Here is a 24,488-nt window from a genome sequence, read left to right on the forward strand (position 1 = left end):
AGGCAAGCCAGGGTGCAAACAGTGAATAGGGCCTGTGGATTAATAGCCTTCCTCGAAATCTTCCACCTTGCCGCTGAAAATGCGGTAGCCCCAGAAGGTGTAGGCACAGATCAGCGGTACGAAGATCAGTACGCCCGGCAGCAGGAATTCCAGGCTCGATACCGGCGCCTGGGCCTGCATGAAGGTCAGCTGGCGTGGCACCAGGTAGGGGAAGAGTCCCACCACCAGACCTGCAAATCCCAGCACGAACAGGGCGACCGCGAGAAAGAACGGTCGCTGTTCATGCTGCTTTCCGCCCAGGTCATGGAACAGCAGCCAGCCGGCGCCCAGGCTCAGCAGCGGCAGCGGGCTGAGTAGCAGCAGGTGGTAGCCGTCGAACCAGCGGGCGCGGATTTCCGGGGCTTCAACCAGCGTCCAGAGACTGACCAGTGCCATCGCGATCAGCACGGCGACCACCAGACGGCGCCCGAGGCGAGCCGCCCTGTCGCGGATCTCGCCGCGGCTTTTCATCGCCAGGTAGCAGCTGGCCAGCAGGGCGTAGCCGGCCATCACCGAAAAGGCGGTAAGCACCGAGAAGGGCGACAGCCAGTTCAGGCTTGAGCCGTCGATGGCGTCGCTGTCCACGCCCTGCACCAGGGAGCCCAGCATCAGCCCCTGGCAAAAGGCCGCCACGGAGGAACCTACGGCAAAGGCAAGGTCCCACCAGGGCTTGGATCTGTGGGCCTTGAAACGGTATTCAAAGGCCACACCACGAAAGATCAGGGCGATCAGCATAATCATGATCGGCACGTAGAGCGTCGACAGTATGGCGCCGTAAGCGACCGGGAAGGCGGCAAACAGCACCACCCCGCCGAACACCAGCCAGGTTTCGTTGCCGTCCCAGACATGGGAAATGGAGCGCATCATGTGATCGCGCTGGGACTCGTCATCGAACCAGGGGTAGAGAATGCCCAGGCCCAGATCGAAGCCATCCAGTACCACGTACATGAGGATGGCAAACCCCAGTAACAGGAAGTAGAAAAAAGCCAGTTCCATCAGTGCACCTTCTCGTGAGCATCAAGCTGTTTCACCCAGGCCAGGGCATAGCCCGGTGCATGGGTACCGATCAGTTGTTCCGGCAGGGAGGCGAAGTCTGGCGGCCCCTTGCGGATCAGCTTGCGCATGAAGTACAGATACACGCCCAGCAGCAGGCTGTAGGTGATCAGGAACAGGCTGAGGGAAAACAGCACCCGTTCCGCCGGCAACGGCGACACCACGTCCATGGTCCGCACCAGGCCATGCACCAGCCAGGGCTGACGGCCAACTTCCACCACATACCAGCCGGCGACCGTGGCCACCACGCCGGCCGGGGTCAGCAGGGTGCAGACCCGCAGCAGCAGGGGCGAGCTGTACAGCCGATCACCGCGGCGCAGCCAGAGGCCATACAACGCCACGGCGATCATCAGTACACCCAGGCCCACCATGATGCGGAAGCTGAAGAACACCACGGCGACGGGGGGGCGATCTTCCGGCGGCACGGACTTGAGCCCCTGCAGGTCTCCATCCAGCTCGTGGGTCAGGATAAGGCTGGCGAGATGGGGCACGGCGATCTCGAAGTGGTTGGTCTCGTCTGCCTTGCTGGGCAGTGCAAACAGCAGCAGCGGCGCGCCGGTTTCGGTCTCGGGCCAGATACCCTCCATGGCCGCCAGCTTGATGGGCTGGTGTTCCTTCACGTTCAGGCCGTGCATATCGCCGATAAAGGCCTGCAGCGGCGTCAGTACCAGGGCAAACCAGAGCGCCATGGAAAAGCCCTTGCGGGCCATGGGCTGGTATTTGCGCCGCAGCAGATAGTAGGCACAGACGCCAGCCACCACAAAGGTGCCGGTAATCAGTGCCGCCAGCAGCATATGGGCCAGGCGGTAAGGCATGGACGGGTTAAAGATAACTTCCGGCCAGCTGGCGACCTGAAACACGCCATCGACGATTTCATAGCCTGCCGGTGTCTGCATCCAGGAGTTGGCGACGATGATCCAGAAGGCCGAGATCCAGGTGCCCAGTGCCACAATGCAGGTGGCGAAGAAGTGCATCCGTTCGCTGACCCGCTGCCAGCCGAACAGCATGACGCCGAGAAAACCGGCTTCCAGGAAGAAGGCAGTCAGCACCTCGTAGGCCATCAGCGGGCCCAGTACAGCACCGGTGATACGGGAGAATTCGGAGAAGTTGGTGCCGAACTCGTACGACAGCACTATCCCCGAGACCACGCCCATGCCAAAGGTAATGGCAAAGGGCTTGATCCAGAATTTGGCCAGTTGCAGGTAGACCGGATTGCGGGTTTTCAGCCAGAGCCCTTCCCAGATGGCGATAAAGGTCGCCAGACCAATGGTCACGGACGGGAACAGGATGTGAAAACTGACGGTGAACGCGAACTGCAGCCGCGATAGCAGGGCGGCATCAAGCTCCATGGCTGCGTCCTGTGCGCGTGCGCAGGTGCTGCATCAGCGCTGGTGCACAGGCAATGCTGAAAACGGCGCCAAACATCAGAAATTCGGTCATCAGGGCGGACAGGCTCATAGGTGTATCTCCAGACGTTTGTTTTAATCTATTATTCCGATGGCTAAACCTTATGCAGGGTGCGTGCCAATATTGAAATAGCCGCAAATGCCTTGATTTCGGTCAATTGAGAGGCGAGTATTGCCCGCAGGTGTAAACCTTGTAGACAGTTACTGTTCCTGATCTGTAAACGGTGTTGACGGCTGATGAACCGGGTAATCGCGTTTGAACTCATGATGCTGGTGACCAGCGGCTGTGCCCTGGTGGTGTCCGGCTGGTTGCTGTTGCAGGCGCGCAAAAGGCGCAGCCTGCAGGCGCTGGCAGGCTTCGGCCTGATGATGGCGCTCTGGTGCGCCGGCCATATCGCGATCCAGCAGGGCTGGCACCAGGCCGGCATACTGCTGATTCTGGCCAATCCGCTCATGCCCACCTTCTTCCTGCACTTTGCGCTGCGCTTCGTGCGCCCGGAACGGCCCCGTGTGCCTGGCTGGCTGCTCTGGCTGAGCCGCCATATAGTGGCCATCTATGCCACCAGTGTGGCCGTGATTCTGCTCAGTTGGGACGGGCCCGGCGGCACGGTGGTGCCGCTGGGGCCCTTTGCCGACTTCTTTGTGTTCCGGGGCCTGGGCTGGTTCAACATCGCCTACACCGTGGTGGTGGGGATTCTGGCGCACCTGGTACTGGTCTGGGGGCTCAGTGTCCATCGGGGCAACCTGCGCCGCTCCATTGTGGCCATGTTTGCCGCCGGCGCCTGGGGTCTGCTGCTGGCGACCAGCTTTATCTTTCCGTCGCTGGGGTTCGACTGGTACCCCTATCCCATGCTGCTGCTGCCCAGCTATGTCGTGCTGCTGGTCTATGGCGTAGTGCGCTACCAGATTCTGGAAGCCAACGACTTCGCCAAGCGGACCCTGCCCTGGCTGGTGCTGATGGCGGTGATGCTGGGGGTGATGGCGCTGCTGGGCACCCTGGCCGGGCACTTTGGCCTGGTACAGCTTGCCGCCGTACCGCTGTGGCAGCTGTGGATATGCGCCTTGCTGGCGGTGGCCGTGGCGCTGTTGCTGCGTGGCCCGCTGACGACCCTGTCGGGTCTGCTGATTTACCCCGGCATACGCCTCGATGAAGCTCTGCTTGAGCAATGGCTGAGCCGGCTCAAGGCCGAGGGCAGCTGGCAGGGCCTGCAGGCCCGTGCCGCCGAGCTGATTTCGGCCCAGGTGCGCCAGCCCGTGCATATCTATCTGCAGCACGAGGGCGCTGGCATGCCGGTACGCTGTGAGGGCGAGCTGAGCATTCTGTGCCAGCACCAGGCCCGGGGCTGGCGTTTTCGCCTGCAGCGCTGGGAAGATCTCAAGCCCGGCCTGCGCCTGACCGGCGAGGTGTTCGGCTCACTATTGTCCACCAGTTGCGGCTTGCTGGAGCGCTCCCTGCAACTGGCCGAGGCCGAGCGCCGCCGTCTGGCCAGCGAGCATCTGGTGGAGCTGGGCAGCCTGTCGGCGGTCATGGCCCATGAGCTGCGCAATCCCTTGAATGTGATCTCCATGGCCACCGCCGATCTGCCGGGGGAGCGGCGCAGCCTGATTCAGGCGCAGCTCAAGCGGGCAGACCGTCAGATCTCCGACCTGCTGCTCTATTCGGGTCGCCTCGAGCTGCACGTTCAGCCGGTGCTGCTATCGGCCATGGTCGATAGCCTGGTGCCGCTGTTTGACTGGCAGCAGACCCGGTTCGAAAGCGCCATTGCGCCAGACCTGCTGTTGCCGGCGGATCCGCACCGCCTGCAGCAGGTGTTTACCAACCTGATCGAGAATGCCTTGAGCTTTGTGCGCAACCAGCCGGGCAGCCTGATCCGCATCGACTGTGACGCCGATGGCCGTTGCATCCGCATCCACAACAACGGGCCGGCCATCGATGCGAGCCTGCATGGCACCCTGTTCCACCCCTTTGTCAGCCGGCGTGCCGGCGGCAGCGGCCTCGGACTGGCCATTGTGCGCCGCATCATGGATGCGCATGGTGGTCATGTGACGCTGCGCGAAGACCTGGGCTGGCCAGTGACCTTTGAACTGAGCTTTCCAGAGGATGCCAAGGCATGAATGCTTTACTGCGATTTAACCGGAGCTGGCCATGAACAAACCCCGCATTCTGCTGATTGATGACGAGCCGGCATTTCGTTCGCTGTGCGAGCAGTGGCTCGCCAATGCCGGTTACGAGGTGCGTGGCGGCGCCAGCCTGGAGGACGCCCGCGCCCAGCTGCAGTCCTTCGATCCGGACCTGTTGCTGCTGGATCTGTCATTGCCGCCGCAGTTTGACCCGGCCCATACCCTGGCGGCGCTGCCGGAGTTCGCCGACCGGCCGGTGATCATCATCACCGGTCACGCGGACCGGGAGCTGGCGCTGGAGGCTATCCAGCGGGGCGCCTGGGATTTTCTCGCCAAGCCGCTGGACCCGGACATGCTGGCGGTGGTGGTGAAAAGGGCGGTGACCAAGCACCAGCTCAGCCGCGAGTTGCAGCAGCTCAAGCAGGGCAGCCGTGAAGCGTCACCGCTGGCCCGGCTGATCGGCAACTCGCCGTCCATGGCCGGTATCCGGGCGCTGGTGGAACGCATTGCGCCCACCGATGCCAGGGTGCTGGTGACCGGGCCATCCGGTACCGGCAAGGAGGTCATATCCCGTGCGCTGCACGATCTGAGCCTGCGGGCGAGCGGCCCCTTTATCTCGGTACACTGCGGTGCCATTCCGGCAGATCTGCTCGAAAGCGAGCTGTTCGGCCATGTGCGCGGTGCTTTTACCGGCGCGGATCGTGACCGTGACGGCCTGCTGAAACTGGCCGATGGCGGCACCCTGTTCCTGGATGAAATCGGCGAGATGCCGCTGCCCATGCAGGTCAAGCTGTTGCGGGTGCTGCAGGAAGGCACCTTTTATCCGGTGGGTGGGCGCAGCCAGCAGCAGATCAACGTGCGGGTGATCTCGGCCACCAATGCCAATCTGCCCGACAAGGTTGCCCGCGCCGAGTTTCGCGAGGATCTCTATTACCGCATCAAGGGCGTTACCCTTGAAACCCGGCCACTGGGCGAGCGGGCCGAGGACGTGCCTTTGCTGGTGCGCCACTTTCTGACACTGCAGGCCGCCGATACCGGCGCCAGCGAACTGCTGCTCGACCCCGCGGTGCTCGACTGGCTTATCCACAGGCCCTGGCCCGGCAATGTGCGGGAGCTGCGCAATACCCTGGAAAGCATCTGCGCCCTGAGTCGGGGCGGGCGGGTGACGCTGGAGGATGTAGCCTTGCTGCACCCCGGCGTACAGCAGGCCGGCGCGCAGCAGCCGGCCTCGGATGCGCCGCTGGATGAGCAGGTGCGGGCGCTGGAAATTCGCCTGATCCGCGACGCCCTGGGCCGCCACGACGACAACCGAACCCATGCGGCGGCCACGCTGGGGTTGTCTCGCCAGGGCTTGCTGAAGAAAATAGAGCGCTACGGACTTTAACCAGATCGTCAACAAGCCAACAGGGATAACAGAGTGAGTGCAATTTCGACCAACAGTCACAGCAAATTGATGGGTTACATACTCTGGATCCTGGGTTTCATGGGGGCGCACCGCTTCTATTTCGGGCGCCCGGTCAGCGGTACCCTGTATTTCTTTACCCTGGGCCTGTTCCTGATCGGCTGGATCGTGGACCTGTTTCTGATTCCCTCCATGGATCGCAGCGCCGATATTCGGTACCGCGAGGGTGATACCAACTACAACATTGCCTGGATTCTGCTGACATTTCTCGGCATCTTTGGCGCGCACCGCTTTTACATGGGCAAATGGCTCAGCGGCCTGATTTACCTGCTCACCGGCGGCCTGCTGCTGATCGGTGTGATCTACGATTTCTGGACCCTGAACGATCAGGTCAGTGAAATCAACGGCCAGTCACCGACGGTCGGCACCCGTTAAATTTTTTGTATTGCCTGGCGACTTGAATCTTGGATCTTGCTCCAGCCATTCGATTAATGGCCGGTTCATGGGCCAAGATGGACAATCGTCGCCTTGCTCGGCGGGATCACCGGCCGAGCGTTGATTAGCGGCAATGCATCTGCGAAGCTGCGCATACGGTTGGGCACGGGGCCTGATCGCTGTAACGGGGAAAGAGACCTGATGGACGTCAAGTATTCAGAACATCCGGCGATGTTCAAAAACAATCCGCTGGGCTTTCTGTTGTCGGTACTGCTGATTCCGGTCGGGGTCGGCATCATTATCCTGCTGGCCTGGTATCTCAAGTGCAAATCCACCCAGCTCGAGCTAGTGGGTAATGATCTGGTGCTGGAGCGTGGTCTGCTGAGCAAGGATCGTACTGAACTGGCACTGAGCAGCGTGCGCTCGGTGAATGTCTATCAATCCTTCTTCAACCGTATTTTCGGTGTCGGCAAGATCGCCATCTATACCGCCGGCGACGAACCCGAAATGGAAGTGGCCGGCCTGCCGGACCCGCACCGCTTGCGTGAACTGATTAAAGAACGCCAGGACGCCTGAACCCATGGCACGGGATTCGGATGCAAGAGACAAGCGCGAGGCCAGAACGGTTGCTCTGGCCATTCTTGTGTTGCTGGTCCTGCTGCTGGGGGCGGCGGTGCTGCTGCTGCCTCAGCTGGCGGAAATCAGCCGTGTCAGCCTGGAACCGGGACTCGGCCTCAAGGATGCGGCGGTCATATCGTTTTTCGTCACCATCGCCCTGATGGTGGTATTTGCCATTGCCGCGGGTGATGGCTTTATCGGTGAAATCCAGTTCATGCTGGCGGGCTTTGCCAGCTTCTTTGTGGTGATCTGGCTCATGCTGGCCTGGATCTTCTAGATCTATCACCACCCCCTCTAAGTGCATGATAAACAGCGGTCTTTTGCGCAGGCGCGGGTGCCTTTTCGCGCCGCATCAGCGTGGCTGTGCTTGGACAGCATTAGTTGAAGCAGGTAGACTCGGACGGCCTGTATGGATGTATTTGAGTGCCAGATGGCAGCCTGGTTGTCGTGTCGACAGAGGCTGACCAGGCACCCGAATTCGCCGCAGCCATCGCCCCTAGGTAACCCTGTTTTATATGACAAATAATAATTTACCGGCGCAAGACTTTTGCTATGAATCCCTGCGCAAGGTTTCGCGCAGCTTTTACGTCAATACAGTGGCGCTGCGTAACCCCATCAGGGATTACGTCTGCGTGGCCTATCTGCTGTGCCGAATTGCCGATACCATCGAAGATGATCCCGGCTTGTCGGTGGATGCCAAGGAACAGGGCTTTGTACTGTTCAAGGATGGATTGAGCCTGGGCGCGCCTGTCGCGGGTTGGAGTGACTTTGTTGCAACCTTGAAGAGCAGCAGCGACGAACTGGAACTTGCGCTCAACTTTCACACCGTACTGGCCCAGTTCTCGGCCTTTGCGCAAAGCATCCGCGATATTATCAGCAAGCATGTGGTCATCATGGCCGATGGCATGCTGCTGTACTGTAACAAGCTGGAAGGGCGGCGGGAGTCGATCGAGAACTTCAGTGAGCTGGATGACTACTGCTATTACGTCGCCGGTGTGGTGGGTGAGCTGCTGACGGCGGTTTTTTCGGAAGAAATGGACATTCCCCCCGCTGCGCTGGCGCAGCTGCAGAAAAATGCCGTGGCCTTTGGCCTGGCGCTGCAATACGTCAATATTATCAATGACTATTCCACCGACAATGAGCGCGGCATCGTTTTCTGGCCGGACTCCTGTGTTCGCGATGGCGTTGATCCGCAGAAGCCGCTGCGGGAGATGTCCCGCCACTGCCTGGATTACATCGTCGACTCGTTCGAATATGTGCGTTACATCCCGCGAAAGGAACGCACGGTGCGGGGTTTTTGCCTGCTGCCGCTGTTCTTTGCCGTGGCGACCCTGAAGCAGATCAACCAGGACCGCAGAAGTCTGGGGCATCGGCAGAAGGTAAAGATTTCGCGCAAACGCGTGCGCTTTATCTTTTTCTTCGTGATGGCATTTTCACGCTTTGACTTCATTCTTGACGCCTACTTCAGGCGCAACGTCGCCTTCCTGCGCAAGTATCTGAGCGCCTAGTGTAGTGCTTCGTTCTTAGAAGCGCTTTTAGCGAGTCGCCCGCAGGGAGCACGCCAATTCGCGCCCTGCTGCGTTGCCGCTCTTGGCAAGAGCCCACTTATACCTGCGAACGGCGCCTTGCCGGACACGAATTGGCGGGCTCTATAAGCACCCATTAGGGCGAAGCAGTACACTATTACTGGTGCCTTTGTTGCTGGCATCATCTGTGCGCATCCTGATCGATCACTCTGGACGACCGGTGCCGGAGCAGGGGCTGAATCAGCCGGGGTTTCAGGCGTTGCTTTCGCTGGCGCAAACGGGACGCTGTTTCGTCAAGCTGTCGGGACAAGCCAAGTTTTCCCGTCAGAGCTATCCATGGGGCGATACTTGGCCTTATGTACAGGCGTTGCTGCAGGCCTTTACGCCGGATGCCTGTATCTGGGACTCGGACTGGCCTTTTTTGCGTGCGCCTGAACGAATGGACTACGGGCTGTTGCTGCAACTGCTTGAGGAACTGATTCCGGATGCTGGCGATCGGCACCGGGTGCTGTGGCAGACGCCACGGCAGCTGCTGGGCTTTTAAACGGGTTTTGAAAGGCAGGGTGTTCTGTGTTTCGGCGTTTTAATGTGCGCCCGGGCTAGCCAGCGCTTGATTAAGCGTGGCTAACGTCCGCAGTGGTAGTGGCGTTCTTGCAAGTGCAAAACAGTGATTTGACCTTGCCGAACAGGTTATGCAGAGCTTCGGAGATGTATTCGGCGCGGGCGGCTTCGGCACGCAAGCGAATGACTTCGGTTTCGCTCATGCTGGACAGGTCAAGACGATCCAGCAGTTCAGCCAGGCTTGGGTTTTCGATATCGCGGCTCATGGGGTCTCTCCGGTGGTTGTGTGTCTGTGTATGGAGCCATAATAGGTCTTATGCCGCACTGCAACAAACGACAACTTTTAACTAAAAAAGTGAATTTATTTCATCAATTTATGCCTACTTTAAGCTATGTCGGTGTTTTGAAATCGAAAAGGTGTGAATTAGTCATCAGTTCGATAAGGACGGTGCCTTCCATATCATGGGCGGGATGGGCCCTGGGTTGTGACATGGGATTGCCGCTCGGCGGTGAAAAGTTCCTTCTTGAGCGGCGGGCTTTACCGGCCTGGGTGCTGGAGTGCTTGCTGGTTTTTGTCCCGGGAGTGGGATGCTGCAGAAAGGGCAGCAGGCGCCTTGCCCGGGCGGTCGGGCTGCGGGATGCAAAAGGGAGGCTAGCAGCCTGTCGGGCTTGGCCGGTCGTAGCGAGGGAAAGGCCGATTTGCGGCAGTTTTTGAGCTCTTTTGAGGCGATAAATCGGCAGGATGGCCGATTTACACAGCATGAGCTGCCCGCAGGGCAAGCTACACGGATGTAGCTTGTGCATAGTGGTTCTATTTAACACTTGTAACGAAGTGGAAAGAACCGCTTTAGCGGGGGTCGCAGACCGAGGAGTCTGCGACGAGTAAAAAAGAGCTCGGAAAATGACCCCTCTTTTCGAAAGAGAGGGGCTTTGCGTACGACTGCATGGCTGCAGAAGGTAGGGCGAAGCAGGATACCCGAGCCGAGTAGATCAGTGGTAAACCTGACAGGCTGCCGTTAGCGCTTGCTCTGAAACAGCTCGGGGTCGAGCTCGTAGGGCAGATCCAGCAGCGTCAGGGCGGGGCCGCTCTGACTGCCGAGCAGGATGGGTGTGCTTTCGGCCAGATCCTTCACGATCACGGCCAGCAATTCGAACTGACCCTCAGCGCAAGGCGCTGCCAGCACCACCTTGCCCACATTATCCTTGTCGGCGCTGTACAGCATAGTGCCTGGCACAGGGCGGCTGTCACACGTCACACTGGCCCGGTACATGGGGCGCTTGAGCTGGCCACGGTGCTGCAGGCGGGTAACGATTTCCTGCCCGGTATAGCAACCCTTGGTAAAGCTGACACCGTGCAGGGCCTGCAGGTTGGTCATCTGGGGGATAAAGCCTTCAACCGTTTCGGCGCGCAGATCCGGAATGGCGGCGCGAATTTCGTCCAGCTCCCAGCGATCGGTGGTGCCCAGCGGGGCAAATTCAATCAGTTCCGGCAGCAGTGTCAGTGCCTGCGCTTTGGGCAGCCAGATTTCAAAGCGCTTGCCGGGTACCCGTACCGCAAGCATGCCTTCGCTGGCATAGACGCCATCGACTTCGCTTGGCACCTGGCCCAGTACCTTTTCTACCAGCACGGCGGCGCCGGGGCCGCTGCAGCCAAGCCCGACCAGGTCGTCACTGAGGTCGGTGGCCTGGGCCTTGGAAAATACCATGTATTTTTTCAGCAGCGTCTGGGTGTTTGGCAGCAGGTCACGCTGGCCGCGCAGCCAGAAACCATCCTGTGCGCGCATTACGCGCACCAGGCTGTGCATATGGCCCTTGATGTTACAGTGGGCGCCGAGGCGACTGCCCAGGGTGCTGACATCCTTCAGATCGCAGCTGAGCTGACCCTGCAGGAATTTTTCGGCATCAGGACCCTGCACACTGAATACGCCCTGATGTACCAGAGGGGTGAGCCTCGTCTCTGATTCCCGGTCTGCGACATGCAGGATGCGATCGCCGCTGTCGTTGAGGGTTGCGCCCAGGGCGCGAATTTTATCCAGCCATTCACTCATCGGTTTCTGTCCCTTGTTGTTCAGGTGCGCTCTGGCTGCCGATCTGCTGGCCAAGACGCAGCGCGTGCTCGGCGGCAAGCCCCTGGCTCCACTGCATGGCCTCTGGGCCGAACAGCAGTATCACCGTGGAACCCAGTTTGAAGCGGCCCATTTCAGCACCCTGCTCAAGCCGGATATCGGCTGCTGGCTGGGCATCGAAGCGGGTATGCAGCGGCTTCTTCAGTACCGGGGCAACCTGGCCTGCCCAGACGGTCTCGATGCCGGCGACGACCATGGCGCCCACCAGGATCATGGCCATGGGGCCGGCCTGGGTATCAAATATCGCCACCAGACGTTCGTTGCGGGCAAACAGCTGATCCACATTGGCCGCCGTGGTCTGGTTTACCGAGTACAGATCCCCCGGAATATACAGGGTCTCACGCAGAGTGCCGGCGATGGGCATATGTACGCGGTGATAATCCCTGGGTGCTAGATAGATGGTGGCGAACTGGCCATTTTTAAAGGGCTCGGCCATCGCCAAGTCGCCGCCAAGCAGGGTGCTGAGGCCATAGCCGCGTCCCTTGGCCTGAAAAATACGGCCATGATCAATGGAGCCGAGCTGGCTGACCGCACCGTCGGCCGGGCTGATAATGTTGCCGGGCGTGGTATCCAGCGGGCGGGCATCGGGCTTGAGTGCACGGGTGAAGAAGGCGTTGAAGTTGGGATAGGCGCGCAGGTCTTCGATCTGCGCCTCCTGCATGTTGACGCCGTAGCGCCTGGCGAACCAGCCGATGAAGGTGTTCTTTACCCAGGGTGTGCGGCATTCCGCCAGGGCGCCGGTAAGGCGTGACAGCAGATGCTGGGGCAGCAGGTATTGCAACAGGATAAACAGCTTGTCTTTCAACGTTGAACGTCCTTATAGGGAGAAAATCTCAGGATTCTGTGGGGGTATCGTCGCGGTTGCCCCACTCGAACCAGGAGCCGTCGTAGCAGCGCACCTGCTCAAAGCCCAGGTGTCTGGCCACCACATAGGTGAGGCCCGAGCGGCGGTGGGTCTGGCAGTGGGTGATCACCTGGTGTTCGGGCCTGATGCCCCGGGCGCGCAGCGTTGCCAGCAGTTCGGCATCGGGCCGCAGGCGGGTGTCGCTCGGCGGGCTGATCAGGCTGTCGGTCCATTCGAACCAGCGTGCGCCGGGAATATGACCGCCTTTTTGGGCGTTGACGATTTTTTCGCCGCGGTATTCCGCTTCGGTGCGGGCATCCCAGATGCGCAGGTCCGCATCACCCAAGTGCGCCAGTATATGTTCCACGTCGGCGACGAGGGAACGGTCGATTATCGCCTCGAACTGGCTGGCGCTGGCCAGGTTTTCGCCGTTTTCGAGCACCTGACCGGCCTGCGTCCATGCCTGCAGCTGGCCGTTGAGAAAGGAGACGCGGCTGTGGCCGACGCAGTGCAGCGTCCAGACCATGCGTCCGGCCAGCGCCCCCATCTGGTCGTCGTAGACCACCACATGGCGTTCGGGCGTGAGACCCAGGCTCGAAAACAGCGCGCTGAGCTGCTCGCGGCTCGGCAGCTTGTTCGGAACGGGCGCAGTGCCGCACAGCAGCAGGGCTGGGTCGACATTCAGGGCGTGGGGTATATGGCCCTGCCGGTAGGTTTCAGGCTTGGACAGGTCGAGAATCAGCAGTGACGGCTCGTCCAGGTTTGGCGCCAGTTGGGATGCATCGATCACGAGTGGGAGCGGGGTCATCTGTGCCTCCGTAAACTCTGGGGATTGGCGATCATATAGGTTTCACGGGGATTTTACATGCTGGGGTCACAAATTGGGATTGGTGACCCCAGGGGTGCCGCTGTAGCGGGCCTCAGGCCTGGCCCAGCATGCGGTCCAGGGCGCCACTGGCGGCCGTGCACAAGGCACGGAACTGGTCGCGGTGAAAGCTTTCCAGCGCCGCGATTGGCTTGTCGGGGTCGCCATTGCCGAGATTACCGTAGACCAGTGCCACTGGCTTTGCGTGGGCGAAGATGCACATCATCAGGCCATCCTGATCCCCCAGTGCCGCGCGGTAGGACACTGGCAGCATGGGTAGCAGGCGCGGGCGGGTCGTGGCGCTAAGCCAGATGCAGCCGGGGCGGGCACAGAGTTGCCTGAGTAGCAGTGAGCTGTCGAACTCGGCTTCCAGTCGTGTGATGGGGTCGTTATCGTCGATACCCATGACCTGGGCTGTCTTGAGTTGCTGCTTTGCGCGCACCACCTGCAGCGCCAGTCGATTCAGCCCCAGGCCCTGGGAGAGCCCGAGCAGCAGCCCCTGCAGAATATGCCCTGGACGCGTGTAGAGGTTGTAGCCATGCAGCAGACGCTGGCTGATCTGCTGGTAGGCCTGGGCATCGGCAAAGGTCGCCGCGGGTCGCAGCTGGGCCAGGCTGGGGTCGGGCAGCGGCGCAGGTTCCGGGTAGAGCTCGCTGTAACGCTGCAGTTCGTGCTCGCCGAGGGTCTGGTCGAACTGACTGTCTGACGCAATGAAAAGCATCTCGGCGGCCGGCGCCAGGGTGCCGGGCACATGGTATTGCTGAGCGGCCAGGGCACAGTTCTGATGGATGAGCGCGGTGGTTTGTTGCAGTTCCTTGCCCAGGTAGTCATTGACGATGTCGTACATGCCCAGCGCCCGGGTGTTTTGCCAGCCCAGCTCAGTCGTCTGAACCAGCCAGTTGGCCAGTTTGACCGGGAAAAAGTGCTGCTGCAGCAGATGGCTGAGGCTGCGCAGATCATCCTTGTTGAGGCGCGGGTCACTCAGGCTGCGCCGGTGCAGCTTGTCGAGGGTGCGGGGCGAGTATGAGGTTTCATTGTCCAGCGCAGCGATAATCAGTGGTGGCAGTTGCCAGCTCTGGGCCAGACCCAGTGATATTTGCTGCACGCTGCAGCCCAGGGATTCGATCTGCGCCTCAATGGGGTCTAGCCCTTCGCGGATGCGGCAATGGATGCGGTGCATGTGCAGCGGCGCGTGGCGCCACAGGGACCAGAAACCCACGCCGTAGCACAGGGCGGCGACCCAGCCTTTTTCGGCGTAGGTGGCATGGCGTACCCGCAGCCACTGGGCACACTGGGTGGCGGCGTGATGGCTGTTGGCGATGGCGCGAAAATACTGCAATTCGGCGGTGCGGCGGACATGCAGGCGCAGCGCCTCGCATTCCTTGGCCAGCTTCCCAAGCCGTTCCATGCCCAGCGATCCGATGGCGTGGTCGATACCTGTGACGTCAGAGCCCTTGCTGGCATGCAGCGCCTGGGCCTGGCGTACCACCTGCAGGCAGAGCACGGGGTCGGCCTTGATGATGGCGGTAATGCTCATCAGGGTGCCGCGGTCGGATGCTGTTTCGCGTTTCAGTTGCTGCAGGCTGGACAGTCGGGTGGGCAGGGAGCGGTCAGCCAGGTACGAGGTCCAGCCCTGGGCACTGAACAGCGGCTGCTCCACTGCCTGGTTGCTGTCTGCGCTGTCGTCTGCTGCGTCGCTGGACGGATCGTGCATCGAGAGGCCCTGTTGTCAGTGACTGCTATTCGGTGCCAGCAAGGTCTGGCGGATATGCTGAAAGCTGCGTACCCGGGTGGCGCTGATTTCATTCTGTTCGATGGCACCCTTGATGGCGCAGCCTGGCTCCTGTTCGTGACGGCAGTCCCGGAAGCGGCAGTGGCCAAGATAGGGGTGAAACTCGCGAAAGCCTTCGATCAGGCGCTCCGGTTCCAGGTGCCAGAGGCCAAACTCGCGGATACCGGGGGAGTCGATCAGGTCGCCGCCATCGGGGAAGTGAAACAGGCGCGCCGTGGTGGTGGTGTGGCGGCCCTTGCGGGTTTGGGCGGAGAGCTCGCCGACGCGGATATCGACGCCCGGCAGCAGGCTGTTGATCAGGGATGACTTGCCTACGCCCGACTGGCCGACAAAGACGCTGACGCGGTCATTAAGCAATGCCTTGAGTTCGGTCAGGGCGTCGTCGCCATTGGCCGAGGTGGTCAGTATCTTGTAGCCGATGCGCTGGTAGTTTTCGAGCAGGGCCAGGAGTTCGTCGCGGTTGCCGTCGTGCAGCAGGTCGGACTTGTTGAGCAGAATCACGGGCTCGATACCGCTGAGCTCCGATGCCACCAGATAACGGTCGATCAGGTTGGCAAAGGGGGTGGGTTCTACTGCGATGGTGACGACGATAAAGTCGATATTGGCCGCCACCGGGCGTAATTCGCCCTGGGGGTTGGGGCGCATGAGCTCGGTCTTGCGGGGCAGCTGTGCCACCACCACGCCGCCTTCCTTGCCGGCGCGCCAGATAATGCGATCGCCGGTGACCAGTTGGCCGAGGTTGGTGCGCATATGGCAGCGGGTAATGATGCCGGCCTGTTCGCCGTCCAGGCCTTCGACATCCACCTGGCGGCCGAAATGGGAAATGATCAGGCCATGCTGTTCCTGTCCCAGCTCGCCACCTTCCAGCTGTTCGTCCACGACATCATCGCGTTTGCTGGCGCGGGCGGTACGTTCCTGCTGAATTTTTTCTACCCGCCAGGACTGGCGGCGGGTCAGTTTGCGCTTAGACATCAATCTCCCGGCTGCAGCTGGCGGCACGGACAATGATTCGTGGCCTGCGGTGCAGCGCTTTCGTAGGTATTCGGATAGGACCTAAGGTATTCTATTCACGAGCAAATTAGTAGTGGCCAGCGCAGGAGAGCGGCGTCCCATGAGCAACAGCAAGCAGTCAGCCAGTACCCCTAACGAGAGTAATTCACGTAGCACTAATCTGATCTGGATCGACCTGGAAATGACCGGTCTCGAACCAGAGCACGACACCATTATCGAGATCGCCACTATAGTGACGGACGCAAACCTCAATCTGATTGCCGAGGGTCCGAGTCTTGCGGTGCATCAGAGTGATGCAGCACTCGCGGCCATGGATGAGTGGTGTACGCGCCAGCATGGCCAGTCGGGCCTCACCCAGCGGGTGCGCGAAAGTCTGTTTGGCGAGCGCGACGCCGAATTGCAGACCCTGGCGTTCCTGCAACAGCATGTGGACCAGGGGGCTTCCCCCATGTGCGGTAACAGCATCGGTCAGGATCGGCGTTTTCTGGACAAGTACATGCCGGAGCTCGAGGCCTTCTTCCATTACCGCAACCTGGATGTCAGTACCCTGAAAGAGCTGGCGAGGCGCTGGAAACCGGAGGTGCTGGAGGGCGTCAAAAAGCAGGGTTCGCACCTGGCGCTGGATGATATCCGCGACTCCATCAACGAGCTCAGCCACTACCGGCAGCACTTTATAAAACTCTGAGTGCTGGTGTCGCAGGGGCTGAGTCAGTCCGCCAGCTTGCACGCGCGCGGGTGATCTAGGATGGGGTGTGCCGGATGCACCTGCACGCTTGCACCCTGTGCCTCGTCTTTAGTGTCAGTGCGCTGTTGCAGCTGCGCCAGTGCCCACTGCACATGTTCCTGCACCAGAGGTGATGGATAGGCGAGCCGTGCCTGCAGCGCGGCTATTACCTGGGCGCCACCGTTGCTGTTGCCCAGCGCGATGGCCAGATTGCGCAGCCAGCCTTCATAGCCGGTGCGCCGAATGGCCGAGCCCTCGGTCTTGTGCAGAAACTGGGCTTCATCCCAGCCAATCAATTCAGTCAGATCGATATCGTCCAGCTGGTGGCGTGGCTCGAAGTCCGTTTCCGGACTGTGGCTGGCAAAGCGATTCCAGGGGCAGATGAGCTGGCAATCATCGCAGCCAAAGATGCGGTTACCCATCAGCGGGCGCAGCTCAGGGTCAATGCTGCCCTTGTACTCAATGGTCAGGTAGGAAATGCAGCGCCTGGCATCCAGCACATGGGGCGCCGGAAACGCCTGGGTCGGGCAGACGTCCATGCAGGCGCTGCAGCGGCCGCAGTGATCCTCGGTGTAGGGCGCATCCACCGGCAGCGGCAGATCGATGAACAGCTCGCCGAGCAGAAACCAGGAGCCGGCTTCGCGGTTGAGGATCAGGGTGTGCTTACCCTGCCAGCCGATACCGGCTTCGCGGGCCAGCGGGCGCTCCAGCACCGGGGCGCTGTCGACAAAGGCGCGATAGCCCAGGGTTTCGCAGGCCTCTTCTATGCGCTGGCCCAGGCGGGTCAGGCGCTTGCGCAGGGTCTTGTGGTAATCGCGGCCCAGGGTGTAACGGGCGATGTAGGCCTTGTCGGGCTGCCTGAGGATATTCAGTGTCTGGGTGTCGGGTGGCAGGTAGTCCATGCGCACCGAGATAATGCGTTCTGTGCCCGGCACCAGTAGCGGCGGATCCAGCCGCTTTTCAAAGTGGTTTTCCAGATAGCCCATGTCGCCCTGATAGCCCTGGTCCAGCCAGGCCTGCAGCTTGGGTCCTTCGGCGGATAGGTCGGTGCCGGTAATGCCGCACTGCTGAAATCCGAGCTCCCGGGCCCAGTTTTTGATCTGCGCGGCCAGTTGGCTGAGCTGTTCAGGTGAAAGCCGGTTCATGACGTGTATCGTCCGTCGGACGATCCTTTATAATGTGGCCAATTCAAGGAGATACCTATGCCTGTCATGAGAGCGGAACTGCCGGCCACATTATACACGGCGGAACAAAGTCGCGCGCTGGATCAGACTGCCATCGAACAATACGGCCTGCCGGGGTTCAAGCTGATGCAGCGCGCCGGTCATGCGACCTTCGCAACCCTGCTGCACCACTGGCCGACACTGCAGTCGCTGACCATTCTGTGTGGCAGCGGCAATAACGGTGGCGATGGCTTTGTGGTTGCGGGTCTGGCCCATCAGCGCGGCCTTGATGTGCAGCTGCTCTGTGTCGGTGATGACGATTTTGAGCGCAAACTGCGGGGTGAGGCCCTGGACGCCTGGCGCTGGAGTCTGGCACTGGGGGTGGAAGCCCAGGCCTATACGCCGGAGATCGAGTTGCGCGGTGAGGTGCTGGTGGACGCCATGCTGGGCACCGGCCTTGCCGGGCCGGTGCGCGGCGCTGCCGAGCGGGCGATCCGGCACTGCAACCGCAGCCCGCAGCCGGTGCTGGCGGTGGATATCCCTTCAGGGCTTTGCAGTGACACCGGCGCGGTGCTGGGGCTGGCGGTACGCGCCGCACTGACCATCACCTTTATTGGGCTCAAGCAGGGGCTCTTTACCCATCAGGCGGTGGATTATACCGGCCAGATAGAGTTTGACGGCCTGCTGGTGCCGGAAGCCGTATATGAGGATGTACCGGTCAGTGCCTTTCGCACCCAGGCGGAGGATCTGGCTCAGGCCTTGGGTCCTCGGCGCCGCAGCAGTCACAAGGGTGATTCCGGTCATGTCATGATCATTGGGGGTGATCTGGGGTTTGGCGGTGCAGGCATTCTCGCGGCCCAGGCGGCGTTGCGCAGTGGCGCAGGGCTGGTCTCACTGGCCACCCGGCCTGAATATGCGGCGGCCGCGCTGGCCCGTCAGCCCGAACTGATGGTTCACGGCGTGAATTCCGGTCAGGATCTGGAGCCGCTGCTGGAACGGGCGGATATCCTGGTGATAGGGCCGGGTCTGGGGCGCAACGCCTGGGGGGATCAGCTGTTGCTGCAGGCCCTGCAGAGCGACAAGCCCATGGTGGTGGATGCCGATGGGCTGAATCTGCTGGCCGAAAAAAACTGGCTGCACAGTGCGCGCCGCGCCAACTGGATACTGACGCCGCATCCGGGTGAAGCCGCCCGGCTGCTGGCGGATGACGTAGCTGCGGTAAACCAGGACCGATTCGCCTCGGTAGAGCGGTTGCAGGCAAACTGCGGTGGCGTTGCGGTGCTCAAGGGCGCGGGAAGCCTGAGCTGCGATGGCGATGCGCTGCATCTGTGCGCGGCGGGCAATCCCGGCATGGCGGTGGGTGGCATGGGGGATGTGCTGGCCGGTATCATCGGCGGTTTATGGGCGCAGGGGCTCAAGCCCGTCGATGCGGCGCGCCTTGGGGTTTATGTGCACGCCCGCGCCGGGGATTTGCAGGCCGCCGAGTGCGGCGAGCGCGGCTTGCTGCCGGGAGATCTGCTGCCGCGTATTCAGGCGCTGGTGAGCGGGCGGCAAGAATAAAGATAATCTGACCGAATGTCGGTTCAGGCGAGATGTTAGCGGATCAATACGATGACAGAACAGTTTGTATACGGCGCCCGGGATGAAAGCGCCATGGTGAATTTTGGCGAGGCGCTGGGGCGGGCCTGTGCCGGACGCGGGGTTATTTTCCTGGAAGGTGATCTGGGGATGGGTAAAACTACGCTGTGTCGCGGGGTTTTGCGTGCCTATGGCCATCATGGTTCGGTCAAGAGTCCGACCTATACTTTGGTGGAGCCCTATGATCTGGGGGGGCGCAGGTTGTATCATTTCGATCTGTATCGTCTGGCAGACCCTGAAGAGCTTGAGTATCTGGGGATCAGGGACTATTTCGAAGACGACGACCTCTGTCTGATAGAGTGGCCTCAGCGGGGCGCGGGCTGGTTGCCGCGGCCGGATCTGGAGGTGGCCATCTCGATTGAAGGTCAGGGGCGCAGTATTGAATGCCATGCACAGACGGCGCGGGGACAGCAGATTCTGGCGTCTTTGTTAGCGGATAATGACCGGATCGCAAAACAGGGGTGACGCGGTTGAGGGGCAGGATGAAGGGGATTTTGGGGCTTCTGGCAGTACTGCTGCTGGGCACTCCGGCGATGGCGGCTGAAATCAAGAATGTGCGCATCTGGCTCGCGCCGGATCACACACGTCTGGTGTTTGATCTTTCGGGGCCGGTGAAGCACAGGGTGTTCAGTCTGGATAACCCCGATCGCCTGGTGGTGGACATGGAAGACTCGCGCCTGCTGGCGAATCTTGATCGATTGGGGCTGCAGGACAGCCCGGTCAGCAATATGCGGGAGTCGCGCCAGGCCGATGGTACCCAGCGTTTCGTGCTGGATTTGAACAGCAAGGTAAAACCCCGCAGCTTTACGCTGGCGCCCAATGATCAGTACGGCCACCGGCTGGTACTGGATTTGCTGAAAACAGGTGCCGACAGGCCGGCACCTGCGCCTGTGGAGCAGCCTGCCCAGGTCGCCGGTTCTCCGGGCGTGTTGCGTGATGTGGTGGTGGCGATCGATGCCGGTCATGGTGGTGAGGATCCCGGCGCACTGGGCCCTGGTGGTCTGCGTGAAAAAGACGTGGTTATTGCCATCGCCAAGGAAGTGTACCGGCGCCTGGATGCGACGCCTGGCTACAAGCCGGTGATGGTGCGCAAGAGTGACTATTACGTCAGCCTGCGCGGGCGCACCAAGCTTGCGCGTGAGCACAACGCCGACCTCTTCGTGTCCATTCATGCCGATGCCTTCAAGGATTCCCGTGCCAATGGCGCCTCTGTCTGGGTGATTTCGGACCGCGGCGCCACCGGCGAAGTCGGTCGCTGGCTGGCCCAGAAGGAAAACAGTGCGGATGCCATCGGTGGCGTGGTCAGCCTGGATGACAAGGATGAAGTGCTGGCCGGCGTGCTGCTGGATATGTCCATGACCTTCAGCATGGAAGGCAGTCGCCAGGTCGCTGACCGGGTGCACAAGAACATCGGCAAGTTTGCCCGCATGCACAAGCCGTTTGTCGAACAGGCGGGTTTCGTGGTGCTGAAATCCCCCGGCATCCCGTCGATTCTGGTGGAAACCGGGTTTATCTCCAACCCCGACGAAGCCCGCAAGCTGAAGTCGAGCAAGTACCAGAGTCAGATGGCTGTGGCCATCACCGAGGGTGTGAAGGACTACTTCTGGCACCGGCCGCCGGCCATGACACATCTGGCCTACCGCAAGAACGGTGGCGGTCAGCTGGCGTCCCTGTCTGACCGCACGCACAAGGTATCCCGCGGCGATACGCTGTCGGTGATTGCCGCACGTAATGGTGTGTCCCTTTCGGCGCTGCGCGCCGCCAATGGCCTGTCCAATGACAAGATCCGTATTGGTCAAGTACTCAAAATTCCGTCAAGCTAAGGGGCTGCACGGATCAGGTCACAGCGGTCTCTTGTGGTCTGATCAGAGGCTCCCTAACCGGTAATGCATTTGTCTATGTCACGAATACAGTTGCTGTCGCCGCGTCTGGCCAACCAGATTGCGGCCGGCGAAGTGGTTGAACGCCCGGCTTCGGTCGTCAAGGAACTGCTGGAAAACAGCCTCGACGCCGGTGCCACCCAGATCGAGATTGATGTCGAGCAGGGTGGCATGAAACTGATTCGCCTGCGGGATAACGGCGGCGGTATCGAGGAGGAGGATCTGCCGCTGGCGCTCAGCCGTCATGCGACCTCCAAGATACTGGTGCTTGAGGATCTCGAGGCGGTCAATAGTCTTGGCTTTCGCGGCGAGGCGCTGGCCAGTATCAGCTCGGTATCCCGTCTTACCCTTACCTCGCGTCGCAGCGATGCGCCCAGTGCCTGGCAGGTGCAGACCGAGGGGCGGGACATGGAGCCGGTGGTCAGCCCCGCAGCGCATCCGCAGGGGACCTGTGTCGAGGTACGGGATCTATTCTTCAACACCCCGGCGCGGCGCAAGTTCATGCGCACCGAGCAGACCGAATTCAAGCATCTGGAAGAGGTGGTCAAGCGCCTGGCGCTGAGCCGTTCCGATGTGTCCTTTCAGTTGCGTCACAATGGTCGTGTGATACATCAGCTGCGCCCCGCGCGCACCGAGCAGGACCATGAGCGGCGCATATCGTCGGTCTGTGGTCCGGCCTTTATCGATCAGGCCCTGTCGCTGGACATGTGCGCCGAGGCCAGTGGTCTGCGGCTCTGGGGCTGGATGGGGTTGCCGACCTTTTCCCGCAGTCAGACGGATCTGCAGTACTTCTTCGTCAATGGTCGCATTATCCGTGACAAGCTGGTGGCCCATGCGGTGCGTCAGGCCTATCAGGATGTGCTCTTTCATGGCCGTCATCCGGCCTTTGTGCTCTATCTGGAGCTGGACCCGCGGCTGGTGGATGTGAACGTGCATCCCACCAAGCACGAGGTGCGCTTTCGAGAAGGGCGACTGGTGCATGACTTTATCTTTCGCACACTGCATCGGGTTATCGCTGATGTACGCCCAGAAGGCGCCGTTGCGCCCGTCGCCAGGTCGCAGGATGGCGGCCCAGTATTGGCTGGCCAGACACCCGGCAACCCAGGTTCCAATGCGCAGCAGTTCGAACAGGGGCGCATGCCCCTCACTCAGGCGCCGCTGGGTGGCTCTGCGGCTGTTGAATCGTCCCCGGGGGCGGGTTTTGCAAACGACTACCGTCCGGCAGGCCCGTCGCTGGGGGCGGTGCGGGATCAGATCAGTGGCTACGGTGCCCTGCACGTGCCGGCCAATGGCAGTGGCGGCTTTGGTGCCCCTGATGGCAATGGCATGCAGGGTGCGGCGCTGGCCGCAGCCCAGGCTCAGGGCGAGGTGGCGCCGCCGCTGGGTTACGCCCTGGCTCATTTGCACGGAATCTATATTCTGGCTCAGAACGAGCAGGGGCTGGTGCTGGTCGACATGCACGCGGCCCACGAGCGCATTGTGTATGAACGCATGAAACAGGCCTACGAAACCGAGGTGGTGCGCTCGCAGCCGCTGCTGGTGCCGCTGAGCATGGCAGTCAGCCAGAATGAGGCGGACTGTGCCGAGGAGCAGTCGGCGGTGTTTCAGCGTCTGGGGTTTGAGCTGTCCCGCATGGGGGAGGAGAGTCTGGTAGTGCGTCAGGTGCCGGTCTCGCTGGCCAGGGGCAATATCGAGCAGCTGATCCGTGATGTGCTGTCGGACATGATCACCTACGGCCAGAGCCAGCGTATTGAAAACCATATCAACGAGCTGCTGGCGACCATGGCCTGCCATGGCGCCGTGCGTGCCAATCGCCAGCTCAGCGTGCCCGAGATGAACGGTCTGCTGCGTGATATGGAAATAACCGAGCGCAGCGGGCAGTGCAACCACGGTCGTCCGACCTGGACGCAGCTGTCGCTGAACGAGCTCGACAAGCTGTTTTTGCGGGGGCGCTAGAGCCATGACAGAACACCCGACTGAGGCGGAATCCGGGCTGCCGCCGGCCATCTTTCTGATGGGGCCGACCGCTGCGGGCAAGACCGCCCTGGCAATGGAGCTGCATGATCGTCTGCCCTGCGACATTATCAGCGTCGATTCGGCGCTGATCTATCGCGGCATGGACATAGGTACCGCCAAGCCCAGTGCCGCCGAGCTGGCGCGCTACCCACATCGGCTGGTTGATATTCGCGGGCCGGAGCAGAGCTATTCGGCGGCGGAGTTCCGTGAGGATGCGTTGGCAGAAATGGCAAGGATCACGGCCGCCGGGCGTATTCCGTTGCTGGTGGGTGGCACCATGATGTATTTCAACGCCCTGCAGCAGGGGCTTGCCAAGATGCCGGAAGCCGATCCGGTGCTGCGGGCGAGGCTGGAGGAAGAGGCGCGGCAGCAGGGCTGGCCTGCCATGCACAAGCGTTTGGCCGAGGTCGACCCGCAGGCGGCTGCGCGCCTCAAGCCCAATGATTCGCAGCGGGTGCAGCGGGCACTGGAGGTGTTTGAGTTGAGTGGTCGGCCCATGAGCGAACATTGGCGCGAGCAGGAACAGACTGCTTTGCCCTACCAGGTGCATTCCTTTGCCGTAATGCCACCGGAACGGGCCCTGCTGCACCAGCGCATCGAGCAGCGTTTTCTGCTTATGTTGGAACTTGGGCTGGTGGATGAAGTCGAACGCGTGCTCTGGTCGCGGGGCGATCTTGAACTGTCGCACCCGTCGGTGCGTTGTGTCGGCTACCGCCAGGTATGGGAATATCTGGCCGGGCGCTGGGACTATGAAACCATGGTGTTCAAGGGTATCGTAGCCACCCGGCAGCTGGCAAAACGCCAGATTACCTGGCTGCGCAGTTGGGATGATTTGCGCTGGCTACAGACGAATGATCGGCAGTTGGTATCTAAAGCCTTGAAATTAGTAGAGTCAGCCATTATATAATGTTCGGCTGGCGCGCAATTGCAGTGGTATGGATGGCGGTCGGAAGGCGGGGCTTTGAAGGGGGATCTTTACGAAGTCCTGACCCGAATAAACTATAACGATTTTCTGGAAGGAGTTTGCAATGTCAAAAGGGCAGTCTTTACAAGACCCTTATCTAAACGTTCTGCGCAAGGAGCGTGTGCCAGTTTCCATTTTCCTGGTGAATGGTATCAAACTGCAGGGGCAGATCGAATCTTTCGATCAGTTTGTCATCCTGTTGAAAAATACCGTCAGCCAGATGGTTTACAAGCATGCGATATCTACAGTCGTTCCTGCCCGTCCGGTGAAATTGCCGCAGGCCGACGAGAAACAGCCGGACTGA

Annotated in this window: 23 protein-coding genes; 14 read left to right on the top strand and 9 right to left on the bottom strand. The window is 60.9% G+C overall.

Annotated features, from left to right (window positions below):
* Window positions 1–39: 39 nt before the first annotated feature.
* Both cydB and MRS74_RS11125 read right to left on the bottom strand, forming a co-directional pair.
* Window positions 40–1,035 (bottom strand): cytochrome d ubiquinol oxidase subunit II, encoded by a 996-nt coding sequence (gene cydB, locus MRS74_RS11120; protein WP_254580360.1) that lies wholly within the window; start codon window positions 1,033–1,035, stop codon window positions 40–42.
* Entirely contained in the window at window positions 1,035–2,441 is a 1,407-nt protein-coding gene (locus MRS74_RS11125) for a cytochrome ubiquinol oxidase subunit I (protein WP_254580361.1), read from the bottom strand. Before MRS74_RS11125 ends, cydB begins: the two co-directional genes overlap by 1 nt.
* A gap of 294 nt (window positions 2,442–2,735) precedes the next feature.
* Here MRS74_RS11125 and MRS74_RS11130 point away from each other — a divergent pair, with 294 nt between their 5' ends.
* The 7 genes from MRS74_RS11130 (at window position 2,736) to MRS74_RS11160 (ending at window position 9,144) form a co-directional block, all read left to right on the top strand.
* Window positions 2,736–4,613, top strand: a complete 1,878-nt coding sequence (locus MRS74_RS11130; protein WP_254580362.1) for a sensor histidine kinase — start codon at window positions 2,736–2,738, stop codon at window positions 4,611–4,613.
* A gap of 31 nt (window positions 4,614–4,644) precedes the next feature.
* On the top strand, window positions 4,645–6,003 hold the full coding sequence (locus tag MRS74_RS11135; protein WP_254580363.1) for a sigma-54-dependent transcriptional regulator: 1,359 nt from the start codon (window positions 4,645–4,647) through the stop codon (window positions 6,001–6,003).
* 33 nt (window positions 6,004–6,036) lie between these two features.
* A complete protein-coding gene (locus tag MRS74_RS11140) occupies window positions 6,037–6,456 on the top strand; it encodes an NINE protein (protein ID WP_368671263.1) in 420 nt (139 codons plus the stop codon).
* A 201-nt stretch (window positions 6,457–6,657) separates the two neighbouring features.
* On the top strand, window positions 6,658–7,032 hold the full coding sequence (locus MRS74_RS11145; RefSeq protein ID WP_254580364.1) for a PH domain-containing protein: 375 nt from the start codon (window positions 6,658–6,660) through the stop codon (window positions 7,030–7,032).
* A gap of 4 nt (window positions 7,033–7,036) precedes the next feature.
* Complete coding sequence (locus MRS74_RS11150) at window positions 7,037–7,351, top strand: hypothetical protein (RefSeq protein WP_254580365.1); 315 nt, start codon at window positions 7,037–7,039, stop codon at window positions 7,349–7,351.
* Window positions 7,352–7,589: 238 nt separating this feature from the next.
* A complete protein-coding gene (locus MRS74_RS11155) occupies window positions 7,590–8,582 on the top strand; it encodes a squalene/phytoene synthase family protein (protein ID WP_254580366.1) in 993 nt (330 codons plus the stop codon).
* 190 nt (window positions 8,583–8,772) lie between these two features.
* Window positions 8,773–9,144, top strand: a complete 372-nt coding sequence (locus MRS74_RS11160; protein ID WP_254580367.1) for an amidohydrolase family protein — start codon at window positions 8,773–8,775, stop codon at window positions 9,142–9,144.
* Between the two features lie 70 nt (window positions 9,145–9,214).
* Here MRS74_RS11160 and MRS74_RS11165 read toward each other — a convergent pair whose 3' ends face one another.
* From MRS74_RS11165 to rsgA, 6 genes are all read right to left on the bottom strand, one after another.
* The gene (locus tag MRS74_RS11165) at window positions 9,215–9,427 is read right to left on the bottom strand and encodes a hypothetical protein (RefSeq protein ID WP_254580368.1); all 213 of its coding nucleotides are present in this window, start codon (window positions 9,425–9,427) and stop codon (window positions 9,215–9,217) included.
* Window positions 9,428–10,177: 750 nt separating this feature from the next.
* Window positions 10,178–11,209: a CAF17-like 4Fe-4S cluster assembly/insertion protein YgfZ gene (gene ygfZ / locus MRS74_RS11170; protein ID WP_254580369.1), complete on the bottom strand. Its 1,032-nt coding sequence runs from the start codon at window positions 11,207–11,209 to the stop codon at window positions 10,178–10,180.
* Window positions 11,202–12,092, bottom strand: coding sequence for an archaetidylserine decarboxylase (gene asd / locus MRS74_RS11175; RefSeq protein WP_254580370.1), 891 nt, complete (start codon window positions 12,090–12,092; stop codon window positions 11,202–11,204). Before asd ends, ygfZ begins: the two co-directional genes overlap by 8 nt.
* Window positions 12,093–12,120: 28 nt before the next feature.
* Window positions 12,121–12,939 carry a sulfurtransferase gene (locus tag MRS74_RS11180; RefSeq protein WP_254580371.1) on the bottom strand — a complete coding sequence of 273 codons (819 nt, stop codon included), beginning with the start codon at window positions 12,937–12,939 and terminating at the stop codon, window positions 12,121–12,123.
* 112 nt (window positions 12,940–13,051) lie between these two features.
* Window positions 13,052–14,710, bottom strand: a complete 1,659-nt coding sequence (locus MRS74_RS11185) for an HDOD domain-containing protein (protein WP_254580372.1) — start codon at window positions 14,708–14,710, stop codon at window positions 13,052–13,054.
* A 15-nt stretch (window positions 14,711–14,725) separates the two neighbouring features.
* On the bottom strand, window positions 14,726–15,760 hold the full coding sequence (gene rsgA / locus MRS74_RS11190; RefSeq protein ID WP_254580373.1) for a small ribosomal subunit biogenesis GTPase RsgA: 1,035 nt from the start codon (window positions 15,758–15,760) through the stop codon (window positions 14,726–14,728).
* Window positions 15,761–15,899: 139 nt separating this feature from the next.
* Here rsgA and orn point away from each other — a divergent pair, with 139 nt between their 5' ends.
* Window positions 15,900–16,484 carry an oligoribonuclease gene (gene orn, locus MRS74_RS11195; protein ID WP_254580374.1) on the top strand — a complete coding sequence of 195 codons (585 nt, stop codon included), beginning with the start codon at window positions 15,900–15,902 and terminating at the stop codon, window positions 16,482–16,484.
* A 23-nt stretch (window positions 16,485–16,507) separates the two neighbouring features.
* On the opposite strand, the gene queG is transcribed toward orn, so the two are convergent.
* Window positions 16,508–17,668 (bottom strand): tRNA epoxyqueuosine(34) reductase QueG, encoded by a 1,161-nt coding sequence (queG, locus tag MRS74_RS11200; protein ID WP_254580375.1) that lies wholly within the window; start codon window positions 17,666–17,668, stop codon window positions 16,508–16,510.
* 57 nt (window positions 17,669–17,725) lie between these two features.
* Here queG and MRS74_RS11205 point away from each other — a divergent pair, with 57 nt between their 5' ends.
* From MRS74_RS11205 to hfq, 6 genes are all read left to right on the top strand, one after another.
* A complete protein-coding gene (locus MRS74_RS11205) occupies window positions 17,726–19,246 on the top strand; it encodes an NAD(P)H-hydrate dehydratase (RefSeq protein ID WP_254580376.1) in 1,521 nt (506 codons plus the stop codon).
* A gap of 51 nt (window positions 19,247–19,297) precedes the next feature.
* Window positions 19,298–19,789: a tRNA (adenosine(37)-N6)-threonylcarbamoyltransferase complex ATPase subunit type 1 TsaE gene (tsaE, locus tag MRS74_RS11210; RefSeq protein WP_254580377.1), complete on the top strand. Its 492-nt coding sequence runs from the start codon at window positions 19,298–19,300 to the stop codon at window positions 19,787–19,789.
* Between the two features lie 17 nt (window positions 19,790–19,806).
* A complete protein-coding gene (locus MRS74_RS11215; RefSeq protein WP_254580378.1) occupies window positions 19,807–21,147 on the top strand; it encodes an N-acetylmuramoyl-L-alanine amidase in 1,341 nt (446 codons plus the stop codon).
* 75 nt (window positions 21,148–21,222) lie between these two features.
* Window positions 21,223–23,160, top strand: a complete 1,938-nt coding sequence (gene mutL, locus MRS74_RS11220) for a DNA mismatch repair endonuclease MutL (RefSeq protein ID WP_254580379.1) — start codon at window positions 21,223–21,225, stop codon at window positions 23,158–23,160.
* Between the two features lie 4 nt (window positions 23,161–23,164).
* Complete coding sequence (gene miaA / locus MRS74_RS11225; RefSeq protein WP_254580380.1) at window positions 23,165–24,127, top strand: tRNA (adenosine(37)-N6)-dimethylallyltransferase MiaA; 963 nt, start codon at window positions 23,165–23,167, stop codon at window positions 24,125–24,127.
* A 121-nt stretch (window positions 24,128–24,248) separates the two neighbouring features.
* Window positions 24,249–24,488, top strand: a complete 240-nt coding sequence (gene hfq, locus MRS74_RS11230; protein ID WP_020683734.1) for an RNA chaperone Hfq — start codon at window positions 24,249–24,251, stop codon at window positions 24,486–24,488.

This window comes from Marinobacterium sedimentorum (assembly GCF_024267675.1).
In the GTDB taxonomy this organism is placed as follows: Bacteria; Pseudomonadota; Gammaproteobacteria; order Pseudomonadales; family Balneatricaceae; genus Marinobacterium_A; species Marinobacterium_A sedimentorum.

What these genes read in the sequence shown, in the direction of transcription:
- cydB (WP_254580360.1), bottom strand. Translation starts at nt 1,035, where the DNA reads ATGGAACTGGCTTTTTTCTACTTCCTGTTACTGGGGTTTGCCATCCTC.
- MRS74_RS11125 (WP_254580361.1), bottom strand. Translation starts at nt 2,441, where the DNA reads ATGGAGCTTGATGCCGCCCTGCTATCGCGGCTGCAGTTCGCGTTCACC.
- MRS74_RS11130 (WP_254580362.1), top strand. Translation starts at nt 2,736, where the DNA reads ATGAACCGGGTAATCGCGTTTGAACTCATGATGCTGGTGACCAGCGGC.
- MRS74_RS11135 (WP_254580363.1), top strand. Translation starts at nt 4,645, where the DNA reads ATGAACAAACCCCGCATTCTGCTGATTGATGACGAGCCGGCATTTCGT.
- MRS74_RS11145 (WP_254580364.1), top strand. Translation starts at nt 6,658, where the DNA reads ATGGACGTCAAGTATTCAGAACATCCGGCGATGTTCAAAAACAATCCG.
- MRS74_RS11150 (WP_254580365.1), top strand. Translation starts at nt 7,037, where the DNA reads ATGGCACGGGATTCGGATGCAAGAGACAAGCGCGAGGCCAGAACGGTT.
- MRS74_RS11155 (WP_254580366.1), top strand. Translation starts at nt 7,590, where the DNA reads ATGACAAATAATAATTTACCGGCGCAAGACTTTTGCTATGAATCCCTG.
- MRS74_RS11165 (WP_254580368.1), bottom strand. Translation starts at nt 9,427, where the DNA reads ATGAGCCGCGATATCGAAAACCCAAGCCTGGCTGAACTGCTGGATCGT.
- ygfZ (WP_254580369.1), bottom strand. Translation starts at nt 11,209, where the DNA reads ATGAGTGAATGGCTGGATAAAATTCGCGCCCTGGGCGCAACCCTCAAC.
- MRS74_RS11180 (WP_254580371.1), bottom strand. Translation starts at nt 12,939, where the DNA reads ATGACCCCGCTCCCACTCGTGATCGATGCATCCCAACTGGCGCCAAAC.
- MRS74_RS11185 (WP_254580372.1), bottom strand. Translation starts at nt 14,710, where the DNA reads ATGCACGATCCGTCCAGCGACGCAGCAGACGACAGCGCAGACAGCAAC.
- rsgA (WP_254580373.1), bottom strand. Translation starts at nt 15,760, where the DNA reads ATGTCTAAGCGCAAACTGACCCGCCGCCAGTCCTGGCGGGTAGAAAAA.
- orn (WP_254580374.1), top strand. Translation starts at nt 15,900, where the DNA reads ATGAGCAACAGCAAGCAGTCAGCCAGTACCCCTAACGAGAGTAATTCA.
- queG (WP_254580375.1), bottom strand. Translation starts at nt 17,668, where the DNA reads ATGAACCGGCTTTCACCTGAACAGCTCAGCCAACTGGCCGCGCAGATC.
- MRS74_RS11205 (WP_254580376.1), top strand. Translation starts at nt 17,726, where the DNA reads ATGCCTGTCATGAGAGCGGAACTGCCGGCCACATTATACACGGCGGAA.
- tsaE (WP_254580377.1), top strand. Translation starts at nt 19,298, where the DNA reads ATGACAGAACAGTTTGTATACGGCGCCCGGGATGAAAGCGCCATGGTG.
- MRS74_RS11215 (WP_254580378.1), top strand. Translation starts at nt 19,807, where the DNA reads ATGAAGGGGATTTTGGGGCTTCTGGCAGTACTGCTGCTGGGCACTCCG.
- mutL (WP_254580379.1), top strand. Translation starts at nt 21,223, where the DNA reads ATGTCACGAATACAGTTGCTGTCGCCGCGTCTGGCCAACCAGATTGCG.
- miaA (WP_254580380.1), top strand. Translation starts at nt 23,165, where the DNA reads ATGACAGAACACCCGACTGAGGCGGAATCCGGGCTGCCGCCGGCCATC.
- hfq (WP_020683734.1), top strand. Translation starts at nt 24,249, where the DNA reads ATGTCAAAAGGGCAGTCTTTACAAGACCCTTATCTAAACGTTCTGCGC.